The sequence below is a fragment of the Nocardia elegans NBRC 108235 genome (genome assembly GCF_001612845.1).
GTDB classification, from domain to species: Bacteria; Actinomycetota; Actinomycetes; order Mycobacteriales; family Mycobacteriaceae; genus Nocardia; species Nocardia nova.
This window is the reverse complement of the sequence record NZ_BDBF01000050.1, coordinates 15109-37497: the sequence shown is the minus strand read 5'-3', so window position 1 is coordinate 37497 and position 22389 is coordinate 15109. Positions and strand designations below refer to the sequence as shown.

21 protein-coding genes are annotated in these 22389 nt (G+C 64.2%); 18 read left to right on the top strand and 3 right to left on the bottom strand.

Annotated features, from left to right (window positions below; genetic code table 11):
* Positions 1 to 2: 2 nt before the first annotated feature.
* A complete protein-coding gene (locus tag NE2_RS28410; protein ID WP_063031051.1) occupies positions 3 to 1277 on the bottom strand; it encodes an MFS transporter in 1275 nt (424 codons plus the stop codon).
* Between the two features lie 42 nt (positions 1278 to 1319).
* Here NE2_RS28410 and NE2_RS36025 point away from each other — a divergent pair, with 42 nt between their 5' ends.
* The 14 genes from NE2_RS36025 (at position 1320) to NE2_RS28345 (ending at position 12732) form a co-directional block, all read left to right on the top strand.
* Positions 1320 to 1706, top strand: coding sequence for a hypothetical protein (locus NE2_RS36025; RefSeq protein ID WP_146165372.1), 387 nt, complete (start codon positions 1320 to 1322; stop codon positions 1704 to 1706).
* Between the two features lie 120 nt (positions 1707 to 1826).
* On the top strand, positions 1827 to 2051 hold the full coding sequence (locus NE2_RS28405) for a hypothetical protein (RefSeq protein ID WP_063031049.1): 225 nt from the start codon (positions 1827 to 1829) through the stop codon (positions 2049 to 2051).
* A gap of 77 nt (positions 2052 to 2128) precedes the next feature.
* Positions 2129 to 2671 carry a flavoprotein gene (locus tag NE2_RS28400; protein WP_063031047.1) on the top strand — a complete coding sequence of 181 codons (543 nt, stop codon included), beginning with the start codon at positions 2129 to 2131 and terminating at the stop codon, positions 2669 to 2671.
* Positions 2641 to 3510 (top strand): hypothetical protein, encoded by an 870-nt coding sequence (locus NE2_RS36445; protein WP_167356792.1) that lies wholly within the window; start codon positions 2641 to 2643, stop codon positions 3508 to 3510. The genes NE2_RS28400 and NE2_RS36445 overlap by 31 nt, the downstream gene beginning before the upstream one ends.
* A gap of 8 nt (positions 3511 to 3518) precedes the next feature.
* A complete protein-coding gene (locus NE2_RS28390; RefSeq protein ID WP_063031043.1) occupies positions 3519 to 4592 on the top strand; it encodes a phosphotransferase in 1074 nt (357 codons plus the stop codon).
* A gap of 28 nt (positions 4593 to 4620) precedes the next feature.
* Entirely contained in the window at positions 4621 to 5538 is a 918-nt protein-coding gene (locus NE2_RS28385; protein WP_063031042.1) for a T3SS effector HopA1 family protein, read from the top strand.
* Positions 5514 to 6704, top strand: a complete 1191-nt coding sequence (locus tag NE2_RS28380) for a hypothetical protein (protein ID WP_167356791.1) — start codon at positions 5514 to 5516, stop codon at positions 6702 to 6704. The genes NE2_RS28385 and NE2_RS28380 overlap by 25 nt, the downstream gene beginning before the upstream one ends.
* 212 nt (positions 6705 to 6916) lie before the next feature.
* Positions 6917 to 7105 carry a hypothetical protein gene (locus tag NE2_RS36020; RefSeq protein ID WP_106958707.1) on the top strand — a complete coding sequence of 63 codons (189 nt, stop codon included), beginning with the start codon at positions 6917 to 6919 and terminating at the stop codon, positions 7103 to 7105.
* A gap of 125 nt (positions 7106 to 7230) precedes the next feature.
* Complete coding sequence (locus NE2_RS28370) at positions 7231 to 7665, top strand: hypothetical protein (RefSeq protein WP_146165374.1); 435 nt, start codon at positions 7231 to 7233, stop codon at positions 7663 to 7665.
* Positions 7665 to 8237 carry a hypothetical protein gene (locus NE2_RS28365; RefSeq protein ID WP_063031034.1) on the top strand — a complete coding sequence of 191 codons (573 nt, stop codon included), beginning with the start codon at positions 7665 to 7667 and terminating at the stop codon, positions 8235 to 8237. Before NE2_RS28370 ends, NE2_RS28365 begins: the two co-directional genes overlap by 1 nt.
* A 7-nt stretch (positions 8238 to 8244) precedes the next feature.
* A complete protein-coding gene (locus tag NE2_RS28360; protein WP_063909508.1) occupies positions 8245 to 10095 on the top strand; it encodes an ABC transporter ATP-binding protein in 1851 nt (616 codons plus the stop codon).
* 116 nt (positions 10096 to 10211) lie between these two features.
* The gene (locus NE2_RS28355; protein WP_146165375.1) at positions 10212 to 10517 is read left to right on the top strand and encodes a hypothetical protein; all 306 of its coding nucleotides are present in this window, start codon (positions 10212 to 10214) and stop codon (positions 10515 to 10517) included.
* Positions 10514 to 12532 (top strand): hypothetical protein, encoded by a 2019-nt coding sequence (locus NE2_RS28350; RefSeq protein WP_063031028.1) that lies wholly within the window; start codon positions 10514 to 10516, stop codon positions 12530 to 12532. Before NE2_RS28355 ends, NE2_RS28350 begins: the two co-directional genes overlap by 4 nt.
* Positions 12529 to 12732 (top strand): hypothetical protein, encoded by a 204-nt coding sequence (locus NE2_RS28345; protein WP_063031026.1) that lies wholly within the window; start codon positions 12529 to 12531, stop codon positions 12730 to 12732. The genes NE2_RS28350 and NE2_RS28345 overlap by 4 nt, the downstream gene beginning before the upstream one ends.
* Positions 12733 to 12875: 143 nt before the next feature.
* Here NE2_RS28345 and mycP read toward each other — a convergent pair whose 3' ends face one another.
* Both mycP and eccD read right to left on the bottom strand, forming a co-directional pair.
* On the bottom strand, positions 12876 to 14285 hold the full coding sequence (mycP, locus tag NE2_RS28340) for a type VII secretion-associated serine protease mycosin (RefSeq protein WP_063031024.1): 1410 nt from the start codon (positions 14283 to 14285) through the stop codon (positions 12876 to 12878).
* 19 nt (positions 14286 to 14304) lie between these two features.
* The gene (gene eccD, locus NE2_RS28335) at positions 14305 to 15771 is read right to left on the bottom strand and encodes a type VII secretion integral membrane protein EccD (RefSeq protein ID WP_063031023.1); all 1467 of its coding nucleotides are present in this window, start codon (positions 15769 to 15771) and stop codon (positions 14305 to 14307) included.
* Between the two features lie 159 nt (positions 15772 to 15930).
* Here eccD and eccCa point away from each other — a divergent pair, with 159 nt between their 5' ends.
* The 4 genes from eccCa (at position 15931) to NE2_RS28315 (ending at position 22367) form a co-directional block, all read left to right on the top strand.
* Entirely contained in the window at positions 15931 to 19974 is a 4044-nt protein-coding gene (gene eccCa, locus NE2_RS28330) for a type VII secretion protein EccCa (RefSeq protein WP_063031020.1), read from the top strand.
* Positions 19975 to 20400: 426 nt separating this feature from the next.
* Positions 20401 to 20727, top strand: a complete 327-nt coding sequence (locus NE2_RS28325) for a WXG100 family type VII secretion target (protein WP_084494391.1) — start codon at positions 20401 to 20403, stop codon at positions 20725 to 20727.
* Between the two features lie 51 nt (positions 20728 to 20778).
* Positions 20779 to 21084 carry a WXG100 family type VII secretion target gene (locus tag NE2_RS28320; protein WP_063031016.1) on the top strand — a complete coding sequence of 102 codons (306 nt, stop codon included), beginning with the start codon at positions 20779 to 20781 and terminating at the stop codon, positions 21082 to 21084.
* A gap of 83 nt (positions 21085 to 21167) precedes the next feature.
* Positions 21168 to 22367, top strand: a complete 1200-nt coding sequence (locus NE2_RS28315) for a DUF7373 family lipoprotein (RefSeq protein ID WP_146165376.1) — start codon at positions 21168 to 21170, stop codon at positions 22365 to 22367.
* Positions 22368 to 22389: the final 22 nt, after the last annotated feature.

The following is a 22389-nucleotide window of genomic DNA, read 5'->3' as shown; positions in this document are numbered from 1 at the left end:
GGCTATTGCCGGGCGGGCGTTTCGGGTAGTGCGCTCTCGTTCGTGCCGAAGCGAATTCCCTTGGCCTCCTTGCCGATCAGAGTCAGGAAGGCCACCGCGATCAGCACCGGCACGATGGTGACGGCCAGGGCGAACGGATATCCGTGGCTTTCGGCCACCCGCTCCTGGATCGGCAGATTGAGCGAGGCGAGCAGATTGCCCAGCTGGTAGGTCACGCCCGGATAGAAGCCGCGGATGGCGTCGGGCGACAGTTCGGTCAGATGTGCCGGGATGACACCCCACGCGCCTTGCACGACCAGCTGCATCAGGAACGATCCCAGGCACAGCATGGCCGCGGTCGTCGAATACGCGAACAGCGGCACGATCGGCAGTCCGAGCAGTGCGCAGAAGATGATGGTGTAGCGGCGACCGTACTTCTGCGACAGGCTGCCGAACACCAGACCACCGATGATGGCGCCGATGTTGTACACCACCGCAATCCATTTGGCGGTCGCCGAGGACAACCCGGCGCCGCCGTTGTCGATCGCGGACAGGAAGGTCGGGTAGACGTCCTGGGTGCCGTGGCTCATCCAGTTGAACGCGGTCATCAGCAGGACGAGATAGGCGAAGCGGCGGATCACGACCGGGTTCATCACCACATCACGCAACGAGGTCTGGGTGAGCCGCATATGTTCGCGACTGCTCTCCCACGCCTCCGATTCACCCACGCGGGTCCGGATCACGAGGATGATCAGGGCCGGAATCACCGAGAGCGCGAACAGCCAGCGCCAGGACAGGCCGAGCCAGTTCATCACCAGCAGTGAGGCCAGCGAGGCGAGCAGGTAGCCGAACGAGTAGCCCTCCTGCAGGAGTCCGGAGAAGAAGCCGCGCCGTTCGGCGGGGATCTTCTCCATCGCCAGCGCCGCGCCGAGGCCCCATTCCCCACCCATGCCGATGCCGTAGAGCAACCGAAGTATCAGCAGCACAGTGAAATTCGGTGCGAAGGCGCACAGGAACCCGATCACCGAGTAGAACGCGACGTCGACCATCAGCGGAATGCGCCGGCCCACCCGGTCGGCCCACAGCCCGAACAGCAGCGCGCCCACCGGACGCATGATCAGCGTCGCCGTGGTGATGAACGCGACGTCGGATTTCGGCATATCGAAGGAAGCGGCGATATCGGCATAGACGAAGACGACCAGGAAGAAGTCGAAGGCGTCCATCGTCCAGCCCAATTGGGCCGCGATGAACGAATTGCGCTGATCGGAAGTGAGACGTTGCCTGCCGGCGACTGTCATGGCTGTTCCTGCCCCTCGTGCGACGAGGTCCGATCGACCTCCGTGCCAGAGATACTGAGTCATGTCGCGGGCGCTCGCATCGATCTTGGACGGATTGCTGTCATGTACCGGCGAAGCGCTGCCGAACCGGGCGGCGGCCGGCGGGCGCACACCGGCGTATGCTCAAAATTTGCCGAAATTCATGGAACCGCAAGTGGTTTCGGGCCGTCCTATCTCATGACGGACCACCGTACGGTGCGAAGGACTGCAGGCGCGGCGCATGTCGAGACCGAGTCCTTCCAGTCGGACCGGCTTCGGATGAAAATTTTCGAGAAGCGGGAACCGATCACCATCCGGATGCGTCCGAAACAACAAGCAGGCAATTTTTCGACTGAGGGGGGAACGGTGCTGAACGCGCATCGAAGAAAGTATCGAGCCACCGGTACTTGATTTCCTGATCCTTGTGGAAACGGCGGTTGCGACGCCATTTGCGTCGGCGCCGTGTTCCGTCGTGCCTGTATGTCGTCCGCGTGATTTTCGCGGATAAAAGAAAATGGAACGGAGTAAAAAATGTCTCGACTGGCCACTTCCTACACGGCCTACACCAGTGACGACGAGATGAACACCGCACCGGTGTTCGGTACCGCCGCCCCGGCGACGACACCGCTGACGCCCGAGCTGGCGGTGGTGCTCGTTCGCGCCACCCTCATCGCGCAGAGCTCCTCGCAGGGTTGCGCCATCGCCCTGGCCGGCGGCACCCCGAACGTCGCGAAGACCATCAAGTCGGTCTGCTGATTCGGCGAGACCCTGATTCGGTGTGGCAGACCTTCCGAAGGTCTGCCACACCGGATGTCCGAGTTCGGGAGACTGGGATGAATTATCTGCTCTATGTAACCGGAGCCGCGTCCGCCGCCCTGACGCCGCTGAATCTTCTGACATTCGATGCGATACGTCCCGGCGAAACGATGACGGTGGTTTTGAGCCGCACAGCGGAAACGTTTGTCACCGTGCGAGCATGCTCCGCGTCGGGCACCCGCACGGTATACCGGGATCGCTGGGATGACGAGTTGGCCCTCCATCTGCATCTGGCGGCTGCGGCCGATCGAATCATCGTTCACCCGGCAACTCTGAATTTTCTCGGGCGCCTGAGCTCCGGCATCACCGATACGCCGATGATGTTGGCACTCCAGTGCACCGACGCCCCGGTGTACCTGTGTCCGGCGATTCCGCCAGGAGCGGAGAATTCTGCGGCCTTCGGTGCCGCGCGGAGCTTCGTGGCAGCTCATCCGCAATACCACCTCGTCGACACCCTTCCGGCCTACAGTGCGGCGCTGCGGACGGAGGCCGGACGAGCGCCGGTCTCCTTCGCTGAGGTCCTCGAGCTGTGCACTGGTTTCGAACGGGCGCCACGGTGATCGAATTGGAGTCCCGGCCCACGCTCACCAGCGTGCGTGCGGTGACGAACGAATACACCGATCGGGGCACCACCGTGCTGACGCATCTGCGGTTCGACACCACGGTCGACGACGCGGCCTTGCGATTCGCCAGAACCGCGTTGCAGCATGCGGCTTGCCGTGTCGCCGATCGCGGTGCCGGCGGGTCGCTCGTGTACGACATTCCCGGTGATGTTGTTGCAGCGCTGGATATCTCGCTCGAGGGCGACGCCGTGAGCTGTTATCGCACCCTGGTCGAGGTGATGACATCGGTGCACCACCTGGTCCCGCCCGGTGCGCCGGTACTGCCGTCCCTGCCTCCATGGCTGGTCCGGCTGGACCACCATCTCCGCGGCAGCGGCGACGGTCCGGTGGCGACGCTCACACCGGAGCCGCTCCGCGAACACCTGACATCCGTTGTGCAGCAATCGATCGAGCGTTCGTCCGGTCTGGTTCACGGCGCCCCCTCCTTGGCCACGACCTACCACACCGGGGGCGGCGGTGTGGTTCTGGTCGGTGAGGATCTGGCATGGGGGAGCCCGGAAACCGATTGGGGATACCTACTCGGAGAACTCGAGGAAATCGCCTACCTGTCAACGAATTACGAGCTTTCCGCTTGGGTCGAGCGGCTCATCCGCGAGCTCGACGACTCGCTGCGAGGAACCGACCTCGACCACCGATACATCTGCGATGTGGCCATTGCGAAGCGCTTCACGCACCTCGCCGACTACGAACAGACCTGTCGCATCTACGGAACCGATCTTCCCGATGCGGACACCGTGCGAAATGTCATCTTCGATTTGAACGACCTCGTCCAGTGAGGAAGCCCGTGAATCGACAACCGATTCTGTCCGACTACCCCGACGCCGTGGAATTGCTCGACGCCCTGGGGATTGTCGTCGACGACACCGACGAACAGCGGTTCGTCGGCCGCAATCCGTGCTGGCGGGGTCGCGACCTCAGCGGCGAATCCGTCTTCGTCAAGCGAGAGGACCGCGGAGGCACCCGGAAGTTCTTCCGAATGCGCACGGTGAATGCGGAACTGCGCAGCGCGGTCACCGTGATCGAACCCTCGGCGACATCGGCCGACGGTCGAATCCAGGTCTATCCCTGGCATCAATCGCCGTCCGGCTCTGAACAGCTCGCAGCCGGCAAGCTCGGCAGGAATGTGGTCATCGCGGTCGCGGCAGACATCGCGCGCTTGCATTCGACAGCGACCTCGGCGACCGTCCCCGCCGCCGAACCACTGCCCGGGACCTATGGCATACCGTCGCTTCCGATCGCCGCGCTGCCCGGCCTGTCCGGTGGCCAACTCGCGGTGTGGACGCTGCTGCACTCCGATACCGAGGTTCTCGACACCGCCAACGCGACGGTCCTGGCCGACCCGCCCGAGCATCTGCGGCGATACATCCATGGTGATCTGCGCACCGATCAGATCCTGCTGGACGAGCATGACGAGGACGCGTTCGCCGCGATCATCGACTGGGAGTCGTTCGGTAGCGGAGACCCGGCCCGTGACACCGGCACTTTCATGGGCAATCTGCTCAATATCGTGGCGACCCGGGAGATCGTCACCGCGAAACGAGCCGAAGCCGAGCCGGATTGGCAGCACGAGATGGCGGGGGCGATGATGCGGTCCCGCGAATTCATGGTGGATTTCCTGACGGCCTATTTCGATGGGCGGCCCGGCATTCCGGCGGAATCGATCCGTGACCACATCCGCCGCGCGATCCGGTTCGCCGGCTGGCATCAGTTCGATCGCCTCCTGGCCTGTTCGGACGCCGCTCCCACGGTGACGCCCTTCGCCAAGGCGTTGGCGGGCGTGGGCCGCACCTTTCTCCTGTTTCCCGACGAGATCGACGAAGAATTGAGCCTGACCGATGCCTGCACCCACACTCGTTAGCCGGACCGATCCGCTTACGGTCGGTGCGTTGATCAGCACCGTACTCGCACACATCACCACGCCGACCCGGACCGGCGACACGTGGTCGTTCGAATATCTGGGACGCACGATCGACGGAACCGTCGCCGAGTCGATCGATCTGCTCTCCGAATGCCTGTATCTCACCAGGCATGCCAAGACGGTCGACGTATTCGACGACGACCAGGCGAAGCGGGCGATCGCGGATCATTCGTCCACCCGTAGCGCACTATCGGCGCGCCTGGACGAATTGTTCGCGGCGCGAACCTTTGCCGTCAGGGTTCCCGGGCGCTGTACGGCCGAAGGCCGGTTCGTGCTGATCCACCGTGGCCTGACTCTGCATTGCGGACCCGAGCGAATTGTCGGCGGCGACGATGACAGCGGCTACGAAATGTTGGTGGAGCACTATTCGGCCGCCGTATCCCCGGGGTTCTTCTACGTCTATGGGCCGGGCACCCTGGATCGGCAGTCGCACTACTCGGAGCGCACCTACATAGCTGTGACCGAGGCGGATGCCGTGGTCGAACTCGCGCCCGTCCTCGTCGCCGCGCTCGACGCCCTGGGCCTCGGCTACAATGTGAAATTCCTGACCGACGAGCGCAGCTACCCGCGCACCGACACGGTCACGGTCTACCACGACTGCGCGGAGCAGGTGAATTCCGCGATCGAATCGGTCCTGGCGACCAGCGCGACCGTCACTGGTCCGGTTTCGGATTATTGCGTGTCCGTGGCCCCGGGAGTGGGCCGTGCGCAAGAACCGGTCGGCCGCTACGCTGGCACTCGCAGCTTCGGCCAGCACCGTTCACGTCTGCTCGCCGAGGCAGCGCTCCGGATACTCACCGACGGTGAGGACCCGGTGGCCACCGGGTCGCGCCTCGCACACGAATACCGCGTGGATTCCACATGCATTGCGCTGAACCGGAGTTGAGTACGCCGTCCCTCTCGCACGGGCGCGTGGCCGCGCGGTTACCGCACCGGACGTCGGTTGTCTCCATTCTGATTCCCGGCGGATACTGCGATGACGACGAGGTCGGAATCGACGGCTTCGCGCACCTACGCGAGCACTGGGCACTGCACGCCGTCTCGGCTGTGGTCGCTCCAGCACGGATCGTGCGCCGATCGGCGCGCACACTTCGCTCGACCACGGAGCTCGACCTCGTCGTCTCCGGTCCCTGCGAGGTCGACGCCGACACGGTGCTCGACGAGCTGCGAGGGTATCCGGAGTTCGATCGTGTCGGCGAGATCGAGAAGATCGCCGACGAGGTGCACCGGGCCAGAGCGCACACTTCGGCGACGGCCGTGGACCTGGAGCTCCCGAGATCGACGGGATGGTCGAGCGGTTGGGGCTACGGGGATCCGGTCCGGCTCGTGCAGGTGAGCACCGACGAGTTCCACCGGCTGGTGGACGATACCTGGTCCGGCATTCGGCCGGTCGTCTCTACCGCCGCTGTTGCCTCGCTCGCCGCCGAGTGGCCCACCGCCGACGAGCTGCCCGCGGCGCTGCCGGCCGATCGTGACCTCGAGGTCGCGCCGTCGCGAGCGGAAGACGACGGGAATGCCGAGTATCACCGCGCCGCGGTCGGCTGGGTAGTTCGTTACCGGTCGCCTGCTGGGACGGCGATCGTCGACGATTGCCTCCGGTTCCTCGGCTCGTTTGCCGTTCCCGCAGTGCGGCAGCGGTTTCCGGATCTCGCGATCAACTTTCGGCTCGGGCAGTTCGGCGAACGGTTCACCTCCGCCGAATCGGACCTGGTCGTCGCCTGGGTACAGCGGGCCGATGGGACCACGCGGGCCGACACGATACGGGCCTATCTCGACGCGCTGTTCGCAACGGCGCGAGGTCTGCTCGAGGATGAGGCGATCCCGCTCGGCGCGTTGCACAACCGCCGTCGGCTCGACGCGGTCTTGCACGGCGCGGATGTCCTCGCGTACGCGCGCTGGCGTAGCCGGGCTGCCCACCTCGGCCTGGGACAGGACCATCCGTATCTGTGTCCCCCGGGCCGAGCGCACTTCGCCGAATTCACTGCGCTCCTACAGTTACTCGACGCCCTAGCGTCGGCCGGATTCGTCCTCGTCGATGGAGGCGGGCGATGAGAGTCGCTACGATCGACTCACAACAACCGTGGGTGGAGGTCCGGTTCGGCGTTCGGTTCTCAGAGCTCGCCACAGCGGAAGCAGCCGCAATGCGGCACCTGGCGGATGCGGAACTCCGCGCGACAGCGCGGCGGGAGGGGAGCTCGAACTGGTTTCTGGACAATGGTTGTCACGTTGCCCACCGCATTTCCAGAATCGAGAGCATACTCGCTGTGAGCTGTGTCGCCGACGGCTGCATCGTCGACCCGCTCGGCCGGCTGGCGTCCATCCATCACCTGCTGTGCGCAGCAGCGCGGTCGTCGGCATGCCTCGATGCGGCGTTGGTGAATTGGCTGCTCGTCGCGGGCCCGGCCGGGCTGATGGCCGACTGCGTGACACACATTCTGGGCTGCCCGCGATGATCTACGCCGAAGCGTCGTTGTCCGCCTCGTTTGCCGGCTGTCCGTGCCGGTCCGGTCACGGCAGGTTGCTCCAGCACGCGTTGGGTACCCATCGGGCGTCCTGGGCCGACCATCTCGACGCGGCTGTGCGCGAGAACAACGGATCGTTGGTTTCGGCATCCATCGACGCGGTCGAGCGCGACGGCTGCGCCGTGCGGGCCGAGTTGCAGGTTGCCGCCGCGTCGCCCGGCGTGATCGGACGCATAATCACCGAATGTGCGGAGCGGACCGCCTCGTTCGATTTCTCCGGCGGGAATCTCGTTGCGCTGCAGGACGCAGCGGTCGCCGAAATCGAACTGACGGTGTCCGACCTGTCGCGGTTTGCCGACTGGACTTTGAGCAGCCTTCTGGAACACGGTTGCGCGCCATCGGTTCGGCACCTGCTGGAAGAGATCCGATCGGTGACCGACGGTGAGTTCCGTCGTATCACCACGTCGGTGTTCAGTGGTGCGAACACGGTATGGCGCTACAGCATTTCGAATCCGCAAGAGGTATTCGACTACATGGGTAGGAGAGAATAATGACCGCGTCCGACGTTGAGCAGGTCCTATCGGACAGCATTCTGTACGGAAACGTGCTGGTAGAACGCGCAGAAGATCGTATCTCGGCGCGGTTGGAGTCCGACAACTCCGTTGTGGTGACGATCGAGCGGAAGGGCCCCCGGACCCGGAAGAACGTACCGATCGGCACTCGAAATCCGGAATACCTCCGCGCATCCGTCAACGACCGGGAGATCAAGGTGCTTCCGGGCGCTGGGCGAGTCCTGAAGCGGACCTACCGAATCCTGGTGGAGATCGACGACCGTTGCGTGAGTTTCCGGCCCAAGACCATCGACACCTGCGCATTCATCAACGGTAAGCCGCACGAGATCGAAAAGGTGTTCGGCGAACTCCAGGCGCTGGCCGACGGTTCGATCGATATCTGCTGGGCTACCGCGACGACGATCAAGGTCCTCAACAAGACGATCGAGCCGCCGGAGCCCACGGTCGAGGATGTGCTGGTCGGTTGTGCGCTGGCCGCTGCATTCGGCACCGGCGCCCTCTCCCTGACCTCGATCATCATGGGCATGGTCGCGGCCGCGATTCCAGGCTGAGGTCGCGATGTCGGGGGGATCCGAGCGGTCGGTGACCGGATTCCGGGCGATGGCGCTGCGACTACCCGTGATCATGACGCGGCTCCTGCGGGACTGCTGGGCGGTCAGCCGCATCGATACGGCGTCGGTAGCCGCATGCTCTCTGATCGTCGAAATGCTCACGGCGGCGGGGGTGTTGGCGACCAACAGTATTCTCACCGAACTGTTGATCGCCGGTCCGACGCCGGATCGGCTGCGTGCCGCCGTACCAGGTCTGGGAGTGCTGGTCGCCACCGTCGCGATTCGTGCCGTGCTCGGTCAGCTCACGGATTGGACACGGGCACGGCTCATCCCACAGGTTCAGCGCGTGGTCCGGATGCGAGTGCTGGAAGTGGCCACCGCGGTGGAATTGGTCGCCTTCGACGACCCGCAGTTCCGCAACATCCTGCATCGTGTGCGAGAGCATTCCGCGGACGGGCTCTCGGGACTGTTGTTCAGTGGGCTGCAGACCGTCTCCGGTGTCGTCGGGCTGATCGCAGTCGGCGGCGCGCTCGCCGTCTTGCATCCGATTCTGGTGGTGCTGATGGTGGTGGCGGTGGTTCCGGCCTGGTGGTCGTCGCTGCGTTCGGCGCGGCTGGTCTACGAAGTGTATTCGGGCACAAGCGAATTGCATCGTCGGGTGGACAGCCTCGCCACCCTGATGTCGGAGCGCGCACCCGCGGCGGAAATACGTGCGTATACCATGCGCGCGCACCTGCTCCGGCGCTTCGACCAGCTGGCACGCCGAGCGCAGGACGTACAGATGCGGTCCGAACGCGACCAGGCCCGTACCCGCGCAGTCGGACGCGGTTTGATGGGCGCCGGCACGGGCGGAGTCTATCTGGCTCTGGGTGTGCTGCTCTGTTATGGCGCCATGCCGCTGGCCGCAGCGGGAACTGCCGCCATCGCCATTCGCACGGCGATGACCGCGCTCGTGGCGATCAGCGCGAATATCAACTTTGCGTATCAAAACGCATTGTTCTATCAGGACTACATCGACTTCCGCGACGATGCGGACGGGTGGCGGGAACGGCAGGGCGGCCGGAGACCACCGGCCGAAATGAATCGTGTCGCGCTGCGCGATGTCACCTTCACCTATCCTTCGGCCGATCGGGCGAGCCTGAGCGACATCACCTTCGACCTGGCCCCGGGCGAGGTTATCGCTTTGGTCGGTGAGAACGGGGCGGGAAAGTCTACGCTCGCCAAGGTGATCGCGGGCCTGTACCAGCCGCAGAGCGGGCTGGTCAGCTACGGCGGCGTGCCGATGGGCGGTCTCGACTTGGATCGGCTGCGTCGCGAGATCGCCGTGGTGGCACAGGATTTCACTCGTTGGCCGTTGTCGTTGCACGACAACATCACGGTGGGTGAGGACCGGCCCGACGGCGCCCGCCGGCTGGCGGAGGCCGCCGCAGCGACCGGAGCGGATCGGGTGATCGAGCGCTTACGCTACGGCTTGGACACGGTCCTGGACCCGACATTCGCCGACGGGACGGATCTGTCGGGCGGCCAGTGGCAGCGAATTGCGTTGGCGCGCGGTCTCTACCGTGACTCGAAACTGCTCATCTTCGACGAGCCGACCGCTGCTCTGGATGCCCGAATGGAGACGTCGCTGTTCGACACCATCCGCGAACATGCGGCCGGGCGCGCGGTGGTGATCGTCACCCATCGGCTCGCCGGAATTCGATTCGCGGACCGCATCTACGTCCTGAATCAGGGAAGAATCGTCGAGCACGGTACCCACGAACAGCTCATGGCCGGTGTGGGAATCTACCGCGATCTCTATTTGCTGCAAGCCTCGCCCTATCGGACCGATGCTCGCGCAAGACAGTGTACGACGTAAAAACCTGTTACGGAGCCAAATAATTGGCACTTTTCGGATATTCTGCGTTCAAGATCCAATCAGGTGGCCGGGTTGATGCGTGAGGAACGAACAACCCGCCGGGGGGCAAAATGAAGATGGATATACCTGCAGTGCAGGCTATTTCGCTCGATCTGCAACGGTCTGCCCAGCAGTTGAACGACAGCGCGCGCCGGTTGTCCGATGTCGTGCGAGGTTTCACCGCCGGCCAAGCCGGCCGCGACTACGGTTCACGCGGGGAGCGGGTCGCGACCGGTCTGGACGGACTGTGTAACCGGATGTTCACGTGGGTCAACTGCATCAACGACACCGGTGTTGCGTTCGGGCAGGTGGCGACAACGAACCGTGAGGTCGATCTGGGATCGGCCACCGCGATCTCATCGGCCGGCAGCGTGACGGTATGAGGCAGAGCGATTCGGCATTGACCGGAATCGACAAGCTGCTCGATTCCGGTAGAGACGGACTGAAATTGTTCGCCACGTTTATTCCCAGGTACAAGTCCTGGACGGGCGGGAATCCACCCGGTGGTGATGTGGACGCGCTGACCTCCCGCTACGACCAGCAGCGGGGGATGGATGTGGAACCGCTGCGCGCGATCGGCACGACCATCAGCGAGGAACTGGCCGGGAGTGTCGGCGACGGCATCAGACTGCAGCAGCTTCGACTGGGCGAACTTCCTGCCCACTGGAGTGATTCGCCCGCGGCGGACAATGCGGCCCAGCTGGTCCAGCGGGTGAACGGCCAGGTCGGCACGGAACGCGACAATCTGTCCGGTATCGCACAGGCGTTGTCGGCGGCCGCCGACCAACTGGAGAACATAGTCCGGACCAAGGCGGACGCCGTCCGCACCGATCTCGCCACCGATACCCTGGCCGGGAAGAACGGTGATCAGATCGACCGGATAATCGCCTGTGCCCGAGGGCAATTCGGGGGTGCGACTTCACCCGACGAACAGCGTACGAAGGTATGGGACCTGCTGCCGGAGATCGGCGACACCGACGATCCGGCCGCCTACGCCGAACGGTGGCTGGACGAGGTGTTCGTACCAACACTGGACGGAAAGATCACGGCATTCACCGCATTGACCGACGCCACCGATACGGCGGTGTCGGGGGTGTACGACTTGTTGGCAGCCGCGCTCGAGGCTGTGGGCACCTCGCCGTACACCTCACCGAACGGGCAGCCGTCCGCCGCCACCGAGCTTGCCGCCCGCCCGCCGACGGTCAGCGCATCGCAGGCTCTGTTCACCGGTATGCCCCTCGGTGGCACATCGGTGGTGGCGACCGCACCGGCCGCCGCGAGCGCCGCGTCGGCGACGATAGGGCTCGATGCGTACGTCCCGGCAGAGTCGTCCGATTCGCCGGTGTCCGCTCTCACCGGTACGACCGGGCAGCTGTCCATGCACGGCGTTCCCATCGCTGCGGCTGCCCCTGCTTCCCAACCCGCGAATCCGGCTGAGGGCGGCCAGAAGAAGGACGACACCGGGCAACCCGGCGCCCCCACGACTACGGGTGGCCTGGATCAGTCCGGTGGGTCCGCAGACCCCTCCGAACCATCCGCCCCGGCCGATCCTGTTTCGACGTCGGCGCCGACATCGGTCACGGATATGGGCAAGGTGGGTGAATGGCGTCCAGGCGATATCGCGAATGTGCTGACCGCAACGAGTCAGATCACGGGCAAGGCACCCGATATCTTGACCCACATCGGTGATCCGCTGAAGGCTGTGGGAGAGACGGCAAAGGATTTCGGGGAGGCCTTCAAGTCCGTGGTCGGTACCGAGGGGATCACCGGTCTGGTCAAGGAGGGCCTGGACGCCGTCGAGCGGATCGACAAGCTCGTCGACCACCACATGCATCCCGGCGAGGTGACCGAGCAGCCGTCGGACCCGGGGTCGTCGACCGACACCACAACTGCTACGCCTGGCAACGGCACGCCGAAACCTGCATCTGCACAGGGTGATCCGCAGGGTGACAGCGTGCCCATCCACGGGGCCGCCCACCCGGCCGGTGTGCCACAGAGCGGCACGCCCGAGAACAATCCTTCTGCCGACAACGAAGGAAAGTCGATTCCGGGCACGCCGGCCGCCCAGGCCGCCGCGACACCGACTGTGTCGGCCGCCGCTGCCACGACCACACCGAACGCATCGTCCGCAATGTCGCCCGCCGGGTTCTTCGGTGGAGCGCACGGTTCCCCGGCGCGCTCGGAAGGCGACGGGGAGCATCGGCCGAAGATCCAGTACGTCGCACCGGTCGTCCAGGACGAACCGGATTTCGTCGACGAGGACCAAGCCGACAGCGCGAACGTGCGAACAGATGGTCCGGGCGAGCCGGATCAGGTCGGAGTGCATCCGGACGGAATGCCCTCGGACACAGAGGATTTGGAAGTAGCGAGTGCCGTTGAGGGGGTGCGGTACCCATGAATTGGGCCGCGAAGATCGAGCGGATCGCCGGTGACCATGCCGACAGTGTCCGCCGCATCCGATACCGCATAGAGGAAGTGGATGACGAGGCGCGACAAACCAATGCCGCGTTCGGCGTGGTGAATTCCGGTGCCAAGGGCGCTGGATCCCGCAGCAAGAACATCCAAAGCGGCGCAGACAGCCGCTCGGATTCCCGGTGATCATCCCGTCGGCCGGCGGGATCCTCGAGTGAAGGGATCGGTGATTGCCGGGTAGGCGTAGCCGTTGGCTTTGCCGTTTACCGGCGGTAGGAGGCGGATCACGGTGTTCCGGGAGTGACAACCCCCGGAACACCATTCCGTGATCAGCCGTTACTGCCGAACTTCCGGCGTAGCGGGAACGAGATCAGAATTCCGAGGACCACCAGGAATCCGGTCACGATGGAGCCGATCAACGCGACGTTGCGGGCCGTGTGGTCCGGTGGCGGCGGGGTCTTCGGCACCGCGAGCTGGCGAGACTCGGCTCGATGCAGGGCCTTCGGCGGCAGCGATGCCGACACTTGATCCGTCAGGGCGGCCACCGGGTCGATGACTCCATAGCCGATATAGGGGTTCCAGCCCTCCGCCGGTGCATGGGCGGTGGCCTCGATGCGCTTGATCACCTCGGGTGCGCTCAGGTCCGGGAATCGGCTGCGCACCAGCGCTGCCAGGCCCGCGACATACGGTGCGGCGAAACTGGTTCCGGAAATCGGCTCGAGTTTCTGCTGCAGGTCGTATTTACCGGTCGCGGTCCCCTTGCTCTGCGCGTCGCCGAAATGGGGATCGAGCGAGATGAGATTCTCGCCCGGGGCCGCAACACCGAGCCACGGCCCGGGAACGGTGAACTTCGACGGTTGACCGTTCGTATCCACCGAGCCGACCGAGAGCACATAATCGTCGTAGCGGGCGGGAGAGACGTCGAAATCGATCTTGCTCCACGGATCCGCAGTCGGATCCAGTGGATCGAATACCGGATTCTTCGCGTCCTTGCAGTCCTTGTCGGTGTTGCCGGCCGCGGCGACCACGACGACGTCGTGGTCGGCGGCGTAGCGAACGGCAGCGCCCAAAGAGCGATCCTCGATATGAGCGGATACCGGCTTACATGCCGTCAATGACATGTTGATGACGGTGGCATGCATATCCACCGCATGCCGGACCGCCCACGCGAGTGTGCCTGTCGTGCCGTAACTGTCGGGCATTTCATCGGGGCCCTTCTCGCGGCTCCTGCCCTTCTTCTGAAAGTATCCGGAGGTCTGGCGGATGGTGAGAATCCGCGCGTCAGGAGCGATACCCGCGAATCCCTGACCGGGGACCTGGCTGGCCGCAATGATTCCCGCGACGAAGGTGCCGTGCGCGTCGCAGTCCTCGGTGCCGTCCGTATGTGCTACATAGTCACCCCCACCGATCAGACCGGGGAGGCGTGGATTGGGAGCTACGCCGGTATCGATAACCGCAACCAATTGCCCTGCGCCCCTGGAAAACTGCCACGCCCTATCGATCCCGAGGGCACGTTGTGCATCGGGCACCGTCGGGCCGTCACCCCCCGTCTGGGTGCTGGCACATGGCGAGTTGGAGGCTTGCTCCGTCTCGTCCGGCGGCCCCATCGGCGGGCCCGGCGGCATGACCCCCGGATCGACGACCGGCGGGCGATCTGCCATCGCTGTGCCGACGCCCACCGATGAAGACAACCCCACCGCTGCCGCCACCGCAATTCGAACGAGTTTCTGCCCGAACATTTTCGGTCTCATCTGCGGCTCAGAGCGATCGAACGAGCGTGTACAGCTCGGCTACCCAGAACACCAGCGGCAGGACGGCGGCGACGAACCCGTACTCCAGCAGCTCCACCGCGCGGCGCATCGGCGGCGTCGCCGACTGGTTCGGCACGATGGTGCCCAGGATCAGCGCGGCGATGAGCATCACCATGGCGGCGCCGAACACCGCGAGCGGCTGTTCCACCACGAAGGCCGCGCCGACCGTCATGATCAGCAGGATGGCCGCACCGCCGGCGAGCAGCACCACCGCCAGCTCGGCGCTGACGTAGGTGCGGCTGCGGAACATCAGCACCACCGCGCAGACCAGCGCCAGCGCGATGCCGGGCCAATAGGGGCTGTCCGCGGACGGATCGGTCGAGGCGAGCGCTCCGATCACGGTCACCAGTGTGGTCGCGCCGACGAGGCCGGCCAGATACATCCGCGCGCGTTCGGATTTCGTGCGCAGCACGTCCATCGTGGGCAGCGCGCGGTGGTCGTCGGGATCGTCCTCGGTGGGATCGATCGGGGTGCCGGGCGAAGGCACCGGCGGCAGCGGCAGTTTCGCCAGCAGCATCGACACTCGCGGTGCCAGCGACAGGGCGCCGAGCGCGAGCGCGGCGGCGACCGCGCCGATGGCCTTGACCGGCTGCGAGGTGAGCAGGCCGACCAGCGCGGCGGGGATGGCGAACACGGAAAGTGTTGTGGCGCCGATGAACAGGGCCAGACCGACTCCGCTGACCCGCCAGGCCAGCAGTGCCGTGGCACCGACGAGTACCGAGCCGAGCAGCAGATTCGCCCATCCGTAATGGTCGGGCACGATCAACATGCCCGCGGCGAACGCGCTCGGCAGCGCACAGCCGCCGAGAACCAGCGCGGAGGCGGTGTCGCCGTACATGCGGCTCATCACCGTGCCGGCCACTACCAGCAGAATCGTCAGCACCGCGGCGATGGACCCGGTGATCCAGCCCGCCATCGCATCCGGCGCGGCCAGCAGGCCGGTGCATCCGGCGAGCATGGTCAGCACCGCGATGATCGATCCGGTGATCCGCGCGACCTGCGGCGACCAGCTGCGGAAATGGTCGGCGTCGGCGATCGCGACGTTGTACATGATGTCGTCGAACAGCGGACTGGGCGCGACGTGATCGGCGCTTTCCAGCATGAGCAGCTCGCCGTCGCGCACCCCCTGCTCGCCCAGGCTGAGCGAATTGGAGAACGGCGGCTGCCCGATTCGCGCCAGCACCCATTCGGCCGGCTGGAACTGTTCGCCGCTGTTGTCGAAATCGTTGGTGCGGCTGTGCTGCGCCACCATGTCGACCACGCTCGGAATGACCAGTGCGACCGGAACGTCGACCGGAATCGCCATATCGACCTGCGTGTGCTTGGCCAGAATTGTCACCCGCGCCAGATCGGGCGCCCGGACGATTCCGCGGCTCGAATCCTCTTCGATATGGTCCAGTCGCGCGTGCGTCACGCTTCCCCCAACTCCGTCTCTACCTGGTGTTTCAGCATGCGCTCCGGTTTGCGGTCGCGCGGCCGATCCGTGCAGAATGCTGGTCGAACTGTACGACATGTCGGCCGCTGCCTCTACACTGAGTCCGCAGTACAGCAGCCGAAGGGGGATCTTCCGTCGATGAGCACTGTCAGGTTCCAGCGTCGTGCGCGCCGGGAGGTTCCGCGGTCACCGGGTGGCGAAGTGACACTGCAACCGCCGCCGGAGATTCCACGCGCGATACCTGGCAGTCTGCTGGGCAAATTGATGCCCGTCGTGATGGTCGTCGGCATGGTCGGAATGATGGCCATCATGTTCACCCGCGGTGGAGGTATCGCCTCCAACCCGATGAGCATGATGTTCCCGATGATGATGGTCTTCTCCATGGTCGGCATGTTCGCCGGTCAGGGTGGTAAGGGACAGAAGGCCGCCGAGGCCAACGAGGACCGCAAGGACTATCTGCGCTACCTGGACCAGGTCCGCAAGGACGTCGACGAAACCGCCTCCCAGCAGCGCGCGGCGGTCGAATGGAGCCATCCGGAACCGGGTTTGGTGTGGATGCTGGCCGGCACCAGCCGCATGTGGGAACGCCGTCCGGGGGACAAGGACTTCTGCCACGCGCGCATCGGCCTGGGCGGGCAGCGCCTGGCCACCCGGCTGGTCTCGCCGGAAACCGGCCCGGTCGAGGAACTCGAGCCGATCGCGGCCGTATCGTTGCGTCGTTTCGTGCGTACGCATTCCACGGTCCCGGACCTGCCCACCGCCATCGCGGTCAAGGGCTTCGCCACCATCCAGCTCAACGGCGACCGCGCCCAGGCGCGCGATATGACCCGCGCGATGTTGTTGCAGCTGTGCATGTTTCAGGCGCCGGACCAGGTGCTGGTCGCGGTGGTCTGCGGTCCCGACACCGCCGCCGAATGGGAGTGGACCAAATGGCTCCCGCACACCCAGCACCCGGATTCCCAGGACGGCGTGGGCACCGAGCGTATGGTCTACGGTTCCATCCGCGAACTCGCCGACGGCTTGAATCCGTTGCTGCACAACCGCGTTCGCTACTCCCGCAACCAGCCGGCCAATCAGAATCTGGTCCACATCGTCATCATCGTCGACGGTGGTCTGCTCGAGGCCGAGGAGGATTCGCTGCGCGAATCCGGCTACGAGGGCGTCACCATCATCGATCTGTGCAGTTACGCTCCGCGCCTGGCGGTTTCGCGCGGCATTCAGATGGTCGTCGAGAACGGTGAATGCGTCGGCCGCGGCGCCACCGGCAATATGGAACGCTTCGCCCTCATCGACCGCATCAGCGCGCGGCAGGCCGAACAGGTCGCGCGGCGCCTCGCCCCCTTCCGGGTGGCGGCCGTCCAGCGCGGTGGCGAAGCCGTGGTCGAGGAGAATGGAGAGGTCATCGATAGCTGGGCCAAACTGGTAGGCCTGGGCGATATCGGGACCTTCAATCCGGAAAACGGATGGAAACCACGTTACGGTCGCGACCGGTTGCGGGTGCCGTTCGGTGTAGGCGCGGACGGCTTGCCGGTTTATCTGGATATCAAAGAGGCGGCCGAGGGTGGAATGGGGCCGCACGGCCTGTGTATCGGTGCGACCGGTTCCGGCAAGTCGGAATTCCTTCGCACCCTGGTGCTCTCGATGCTGGCAACGCATTCGCCGGACCAACTGAACCTGGTTCTGGTCGACTTCAAGGGTGGTGCGACCTTCCTGGGCTTGGAAGGTGTTCCGCACGTAGCGGCCATCATCACCAACCTGGAAGAGGAAGCGGACCTCGTCGACCGCATGAAGGACGCGCTGGCGGGCGAGATGAATCGCCGCCAAGAGGTGCTCCGTGACAAAGGCAACTTCGCGAATGTGCTCGAATACGAGAAGGCTCGCGCTGCCGGAGCCGACCTCGACCCGATGCCGGCGTTGTTCGTCGTGCTCGACGAGTTTTCGGAACTGCTCAGTCAGCACCCCGATTTCGCCGAGCTGTTCGTGATGATCGGCCGTCTCGGCCGATCGCTCCACGTACATCTGCTCCTGGCCTCGCAGCGCTTGGAAGAAGGCAAGCTCAAGGGCCTGGAATCGCATCTGTCCTACCGCATCGGTCTGAAGACGTTCTCGGCCAACGAATCTCGTCAAGTATTGGGTGTTCCCGATGCCTACAACCTGCCGAACAATCCCGGTGGTGGTTATCTGAAGTCCGATTCCGGTGAGATTCAACGGTTTCAGGCTTCCTACGTTTCCGGCCCCTATGTGGGTGGCGGTTCCCAGCGAGAAGTGACTCAGGCGGGAATCGTCGGCGGGGAAATCGATATCAACGCCCGCCCCTTCATTGCCGGGCAGGTGCCCTTCCGCGCCAGCGACCGGCTCCCGTTGCCTCCCGAGCCCAGCATGGTCGAGGAGGTTCAGCAGGACGAAGGCGCCGAGAAGATCTCCAACCTGGGCATGCTGGTGTCGCGCATTCAGGGACACGGTCGCGCGGCCCACGAAATCTGGTTGCCGCCGTTGGATGACGCGCCGACTCTCGATCAGCTCATCCCACGCTCGATTCTGACCGGTGACTACAGTCCGGTCGCGAGTTTGCGCACTGCCATAGGAACAGTGGACCGCCCGTACGATCAGCGGCGCGACCCCATGGTGATCGATTTGTCCGGTGCCCGCGGCAATGTCGCCATTGTCGGTGGCCCCCAGTCCGGTAAATCGACCGCACTCCGTTCCTTGATCATGGGTATGGCGTTGACCCACACCGCAGAACAGGTGCAGTTCTACTGCCTCGATTTCGGTGGTGGCACGCTGGCCGGTCTCGAGGGCCTCCCACACGTCGGTTCGGTGGCGGGGCGCCTGGACGTGGACAAAGTCCGCCGCACCATCTCCGAGATGACCACCATCGTCCGTCAGCGCGAAATGCGTTTCCGCCAACTGGGCATCGAGTCGATGGCCGACTTCCGCAGGCTGCGCGGTACGGATCCGTCGACCAGTCCGGGTGCGGTGGGCGTCCACGAGGATCCTTTCGCAGACGTCTTCCTGGTGATCGACGGCTTCGGCTCCATTCGCCAGGATTTCGATTCGCTCGAACAGCCGATCATGAACCTTGCGACGCAGGGTCTTTCGTACGGTGTCCACGTCGTGATCGCGCTGAACCGCTGGGCGGAAGCACGCCCTGCTCTCAAGGACCAGATCGGGACCCGAATCGAACTGCGCCTCGGCGACCCGATGGATTCCGATCTCGGTCGCAAGGTGGCCTCGTTGGTACCCCAGGGCCGCCCGGGCCGCGGGATGACGCCGGACGCGAAGCATATGCTGACGGCTCTGCCGCGCGTGGACGGAGATTCGAATCCCGAAAGCTTGGGTTCTGGTGTGGCCGACGCAGTGCGACGGCTGACCGCCTCCACTCCGGGCCGCCCGGCACCCGCCGTCCGGATGCTGCCCGAACTGCTTGGACGAGAAGAACTGCTACACGGAATGGGCGGGTGGCCGGCGGGCCTCGATCCTGCCGTGCCGAACTCGTCCGTCCCGATCGGCCTCAACGAAGCCGAATTGGCTCCGGTATTCCTCAATTTCAACGAACTGCCGCACTTCATCATCTTCGGTGACACCGAATGCGGTAAGACGAACCTACTGCGCAACATCGTGCAGAACCTAGTTGCGTCGAATACACCGAAACAGGCCAAACTGGTGATCGGTGACTACCGTCGGACGATGCTGGGCCTGGTCGAAACCGATCACCTGGCGGGGTACGCGCCATCGAGCGAAATGCTCAGCGGCATGATGCAACAGGTCGCAGAGATCCTGCGTCAGCGTATGCCCGGGCCGAACATCACTCAGCAGGAGTTGCGCCAACGGTCGTGGTGGTCCGGCCCCGAGTTGTATGTGGTGATCGACGACTACGACCTCGTAGTCACCCAAAGCGGCAACCCGCTGAACGTTTTGGTCGAGTACATACCGCATGCCAAGGACGTCGGCTTCCACCTCATCATTGCGCGCCGCTCCGGCGGTGCATCGCGTGCGATGTACGAGCCCGTGCTATCTCGGATGAAGGACGTCGGCACGCACGCCTTGGTGATGAGCGGCAGCCGTGACGAGGGGAATCTGATCGGCAATGTGCGCCCGAGCGAAATGCCGCCGGGCCGCGGCACATTCGTCAACCGCCAAGGTGCCAGCCTGATCCAGCTTTCGTGGAGCCTGGAGCAATGACGGCACCTGCCAGGTACTGTGGCGTACGCCACGCCGGGAGATCCGGTTCGAATTCGTCTAGTCGCTGGCGCTCATGGCCCGAAGATGGCAATCTCAGATCTGAACATTTCGGAAGACGGCAGCGCAGCAAGGGGGCGCCGGATGTTCGTGCGTGGCATGGCCTTCCAGTGTCGCCGATGAACCATCGGAGTAGCTCACTGGCCGCGGCCAAGGCTTGAGGGCGGGCACGAGAAGGGGGAGGTGGGAGTCGACACGAGTCCACGTGTGAGCGCGTCGTGCGGTCGCCAGCCGACCTCCGGTAGCGGGTTCGCGGAATTCAGGGGGGAACCGATGGAACCGATGACGAGGGCCACGCGTCCAAGCAAGATGTAGGACCAGTCCACTTGGGCTGCCTGGGGCAGCAACTTATCAACTTCAGGAGTAGACATGGGCTTTAGCGCCTCCGTGCCGGAGATGAACGACTTCTCGGGCAAAATGCAGCAGAAGCACGACGCGATCGGCGGGATGATCACCGCGGCGCAACAGGCCGCCACCGCGGTCCGCAACGGTAAGGACTTTCAGGGAACGGCGGGCGACACTTTCGAGCGTGCGATGGAGAACTTCCTGCGCGCCGCTCAGAAGCTGAACGACGAGCTGAACGAGAACGCTCAGAAGGTGAAGACCATCGCATCTCAGTTCTCCGACAACGAGCTCGAGAACTACAAGCGCATCCACGCCGCCGACGTCGTCGAGGTGCCGCAGCTCAATATGTGAGCGTGTGTCGTCCGAGCTTTACCACCTCAACCATTCTGAAGGGGATATCACATGAGTGACTTCGAGCTGCTGTCATATAACTTCGATTCGATTCGTGACGCCGGTACCAATCTCGGTAAGCAGGCGCAGGACATCACCAACGAGCTGGAGAACTTCGAAAAGATGTTCCAGGCGTTCATCACCCATCACTGGACGGACGGTCTGGGTACCACCGCGTTCCAGGAGATCCAGCAGAAGTGGCGCGCGTCATCGGACGATCTCGTGGCCAAGCTGGCACAGCTCGGTGTCGCGGTGACCGCGGGTGGCGACCACATGCAGGAAGCCGATGCGTTGGCGGCCAAGACCTTCGGACTCTGACCGAGCCCGGGCAGCACACAGAGAAGGTGGCGAGGTGGAGACGACCTCGCCACCTTTTCTGTCCCAAGAGAGTGGGAGAAGTCGTGACGACGCGCCCGATAGTGCTGATGATCTGCCTTTTTGTCGCCGCAGTCACGGTTTCTGGGTGCTCGTCACCGGTTGCCGGTACCGCATCGCCGGCGGAGATCGATGTTCGCACCTTGGATATGGGCAGTTACTCGTCGGACAAGCCGCGGGTGGCGCGTACCGTTCTGCCGGGCACGCTCCCGGTCCTCGAAGGTGTGCGCTTTGCCGACGCCGTCATCAGCCCTTTCGAGGTCGAGCCCAGATATAAGTACGGAATGGGTGCGAAGCTGGAGATGACGCCCGACGTCGTCACGGCGCAGCTTCCTTCGTTCGTCCAGCCGATATTGGAGAAGTATGGAATGCTGATGGCATTCCGTGCCGCAGCTGCTGACAGCGACAGCAAAGAGGGAGAGTCGCTCGGCAACGGTGCGTACGAAGGTATGAGCGCGACCGTCATTCGTTTCCCCGACGATAATTCGGCCAAGGCTGCCGCGCGCGAACTGGACGCCGTCGACTTGGCGCGCAATACTGATAACGAATCGGTGATGATACCGGACTTTCCGGACGCGTTTTCGCATTGGCGTCCCTCCGTGCCGACTATCGGTGTATCCGCTCCACATGGACCATTCGTTATCGCGGTCTACGCCGGGCGGCATTCTGTGGACAAGGACGCCTTGATATCGATGTGCCGGAAGTATCTGAGCGCACAGGTCAAGTCCTTGGACAACTTCCATCCGACTCCTGTCGCGAACTATAGGTCATTGGCCATCGATCCGGACCATATGCTGACTCGCGTATTCCACGGGTTTTGGATCCCAGAAGTTGGAGGTGTGCTCGGCCCGGAAGAGGACGTCGTCTATACGGATCACGCATTTCTTCATTTTCAGTCGGATCTTCCCGGAAGAGCTGCGGTTATCCACAAGGCAGGCGTCGACCGCGTCGCAGTGGCCTCGCAGGCGCTTCTCTTTCGGGCCCGAGACGAGGCGGCGGCGCAGCAATTTCTCGTCGACGTCGGGACACCGAAGAACAAGGCCAAGGACGTTCCCCCGCCGCGTGGTGTACCCGGTGCGATCTGCAGCCAGAACGAGACGGGTATGTACAAGTTTCAGTGCTACGTTTCTTATCGGCGCTATGTGGCGCAGGTGAAATCGGAACAGCTGATCGATGTTCAGCAGCGGGCCGCGGCGCAGTACGCACTCCTTGCCAAAAACCAATAATCGGGGTCTTGAATTGGAACCT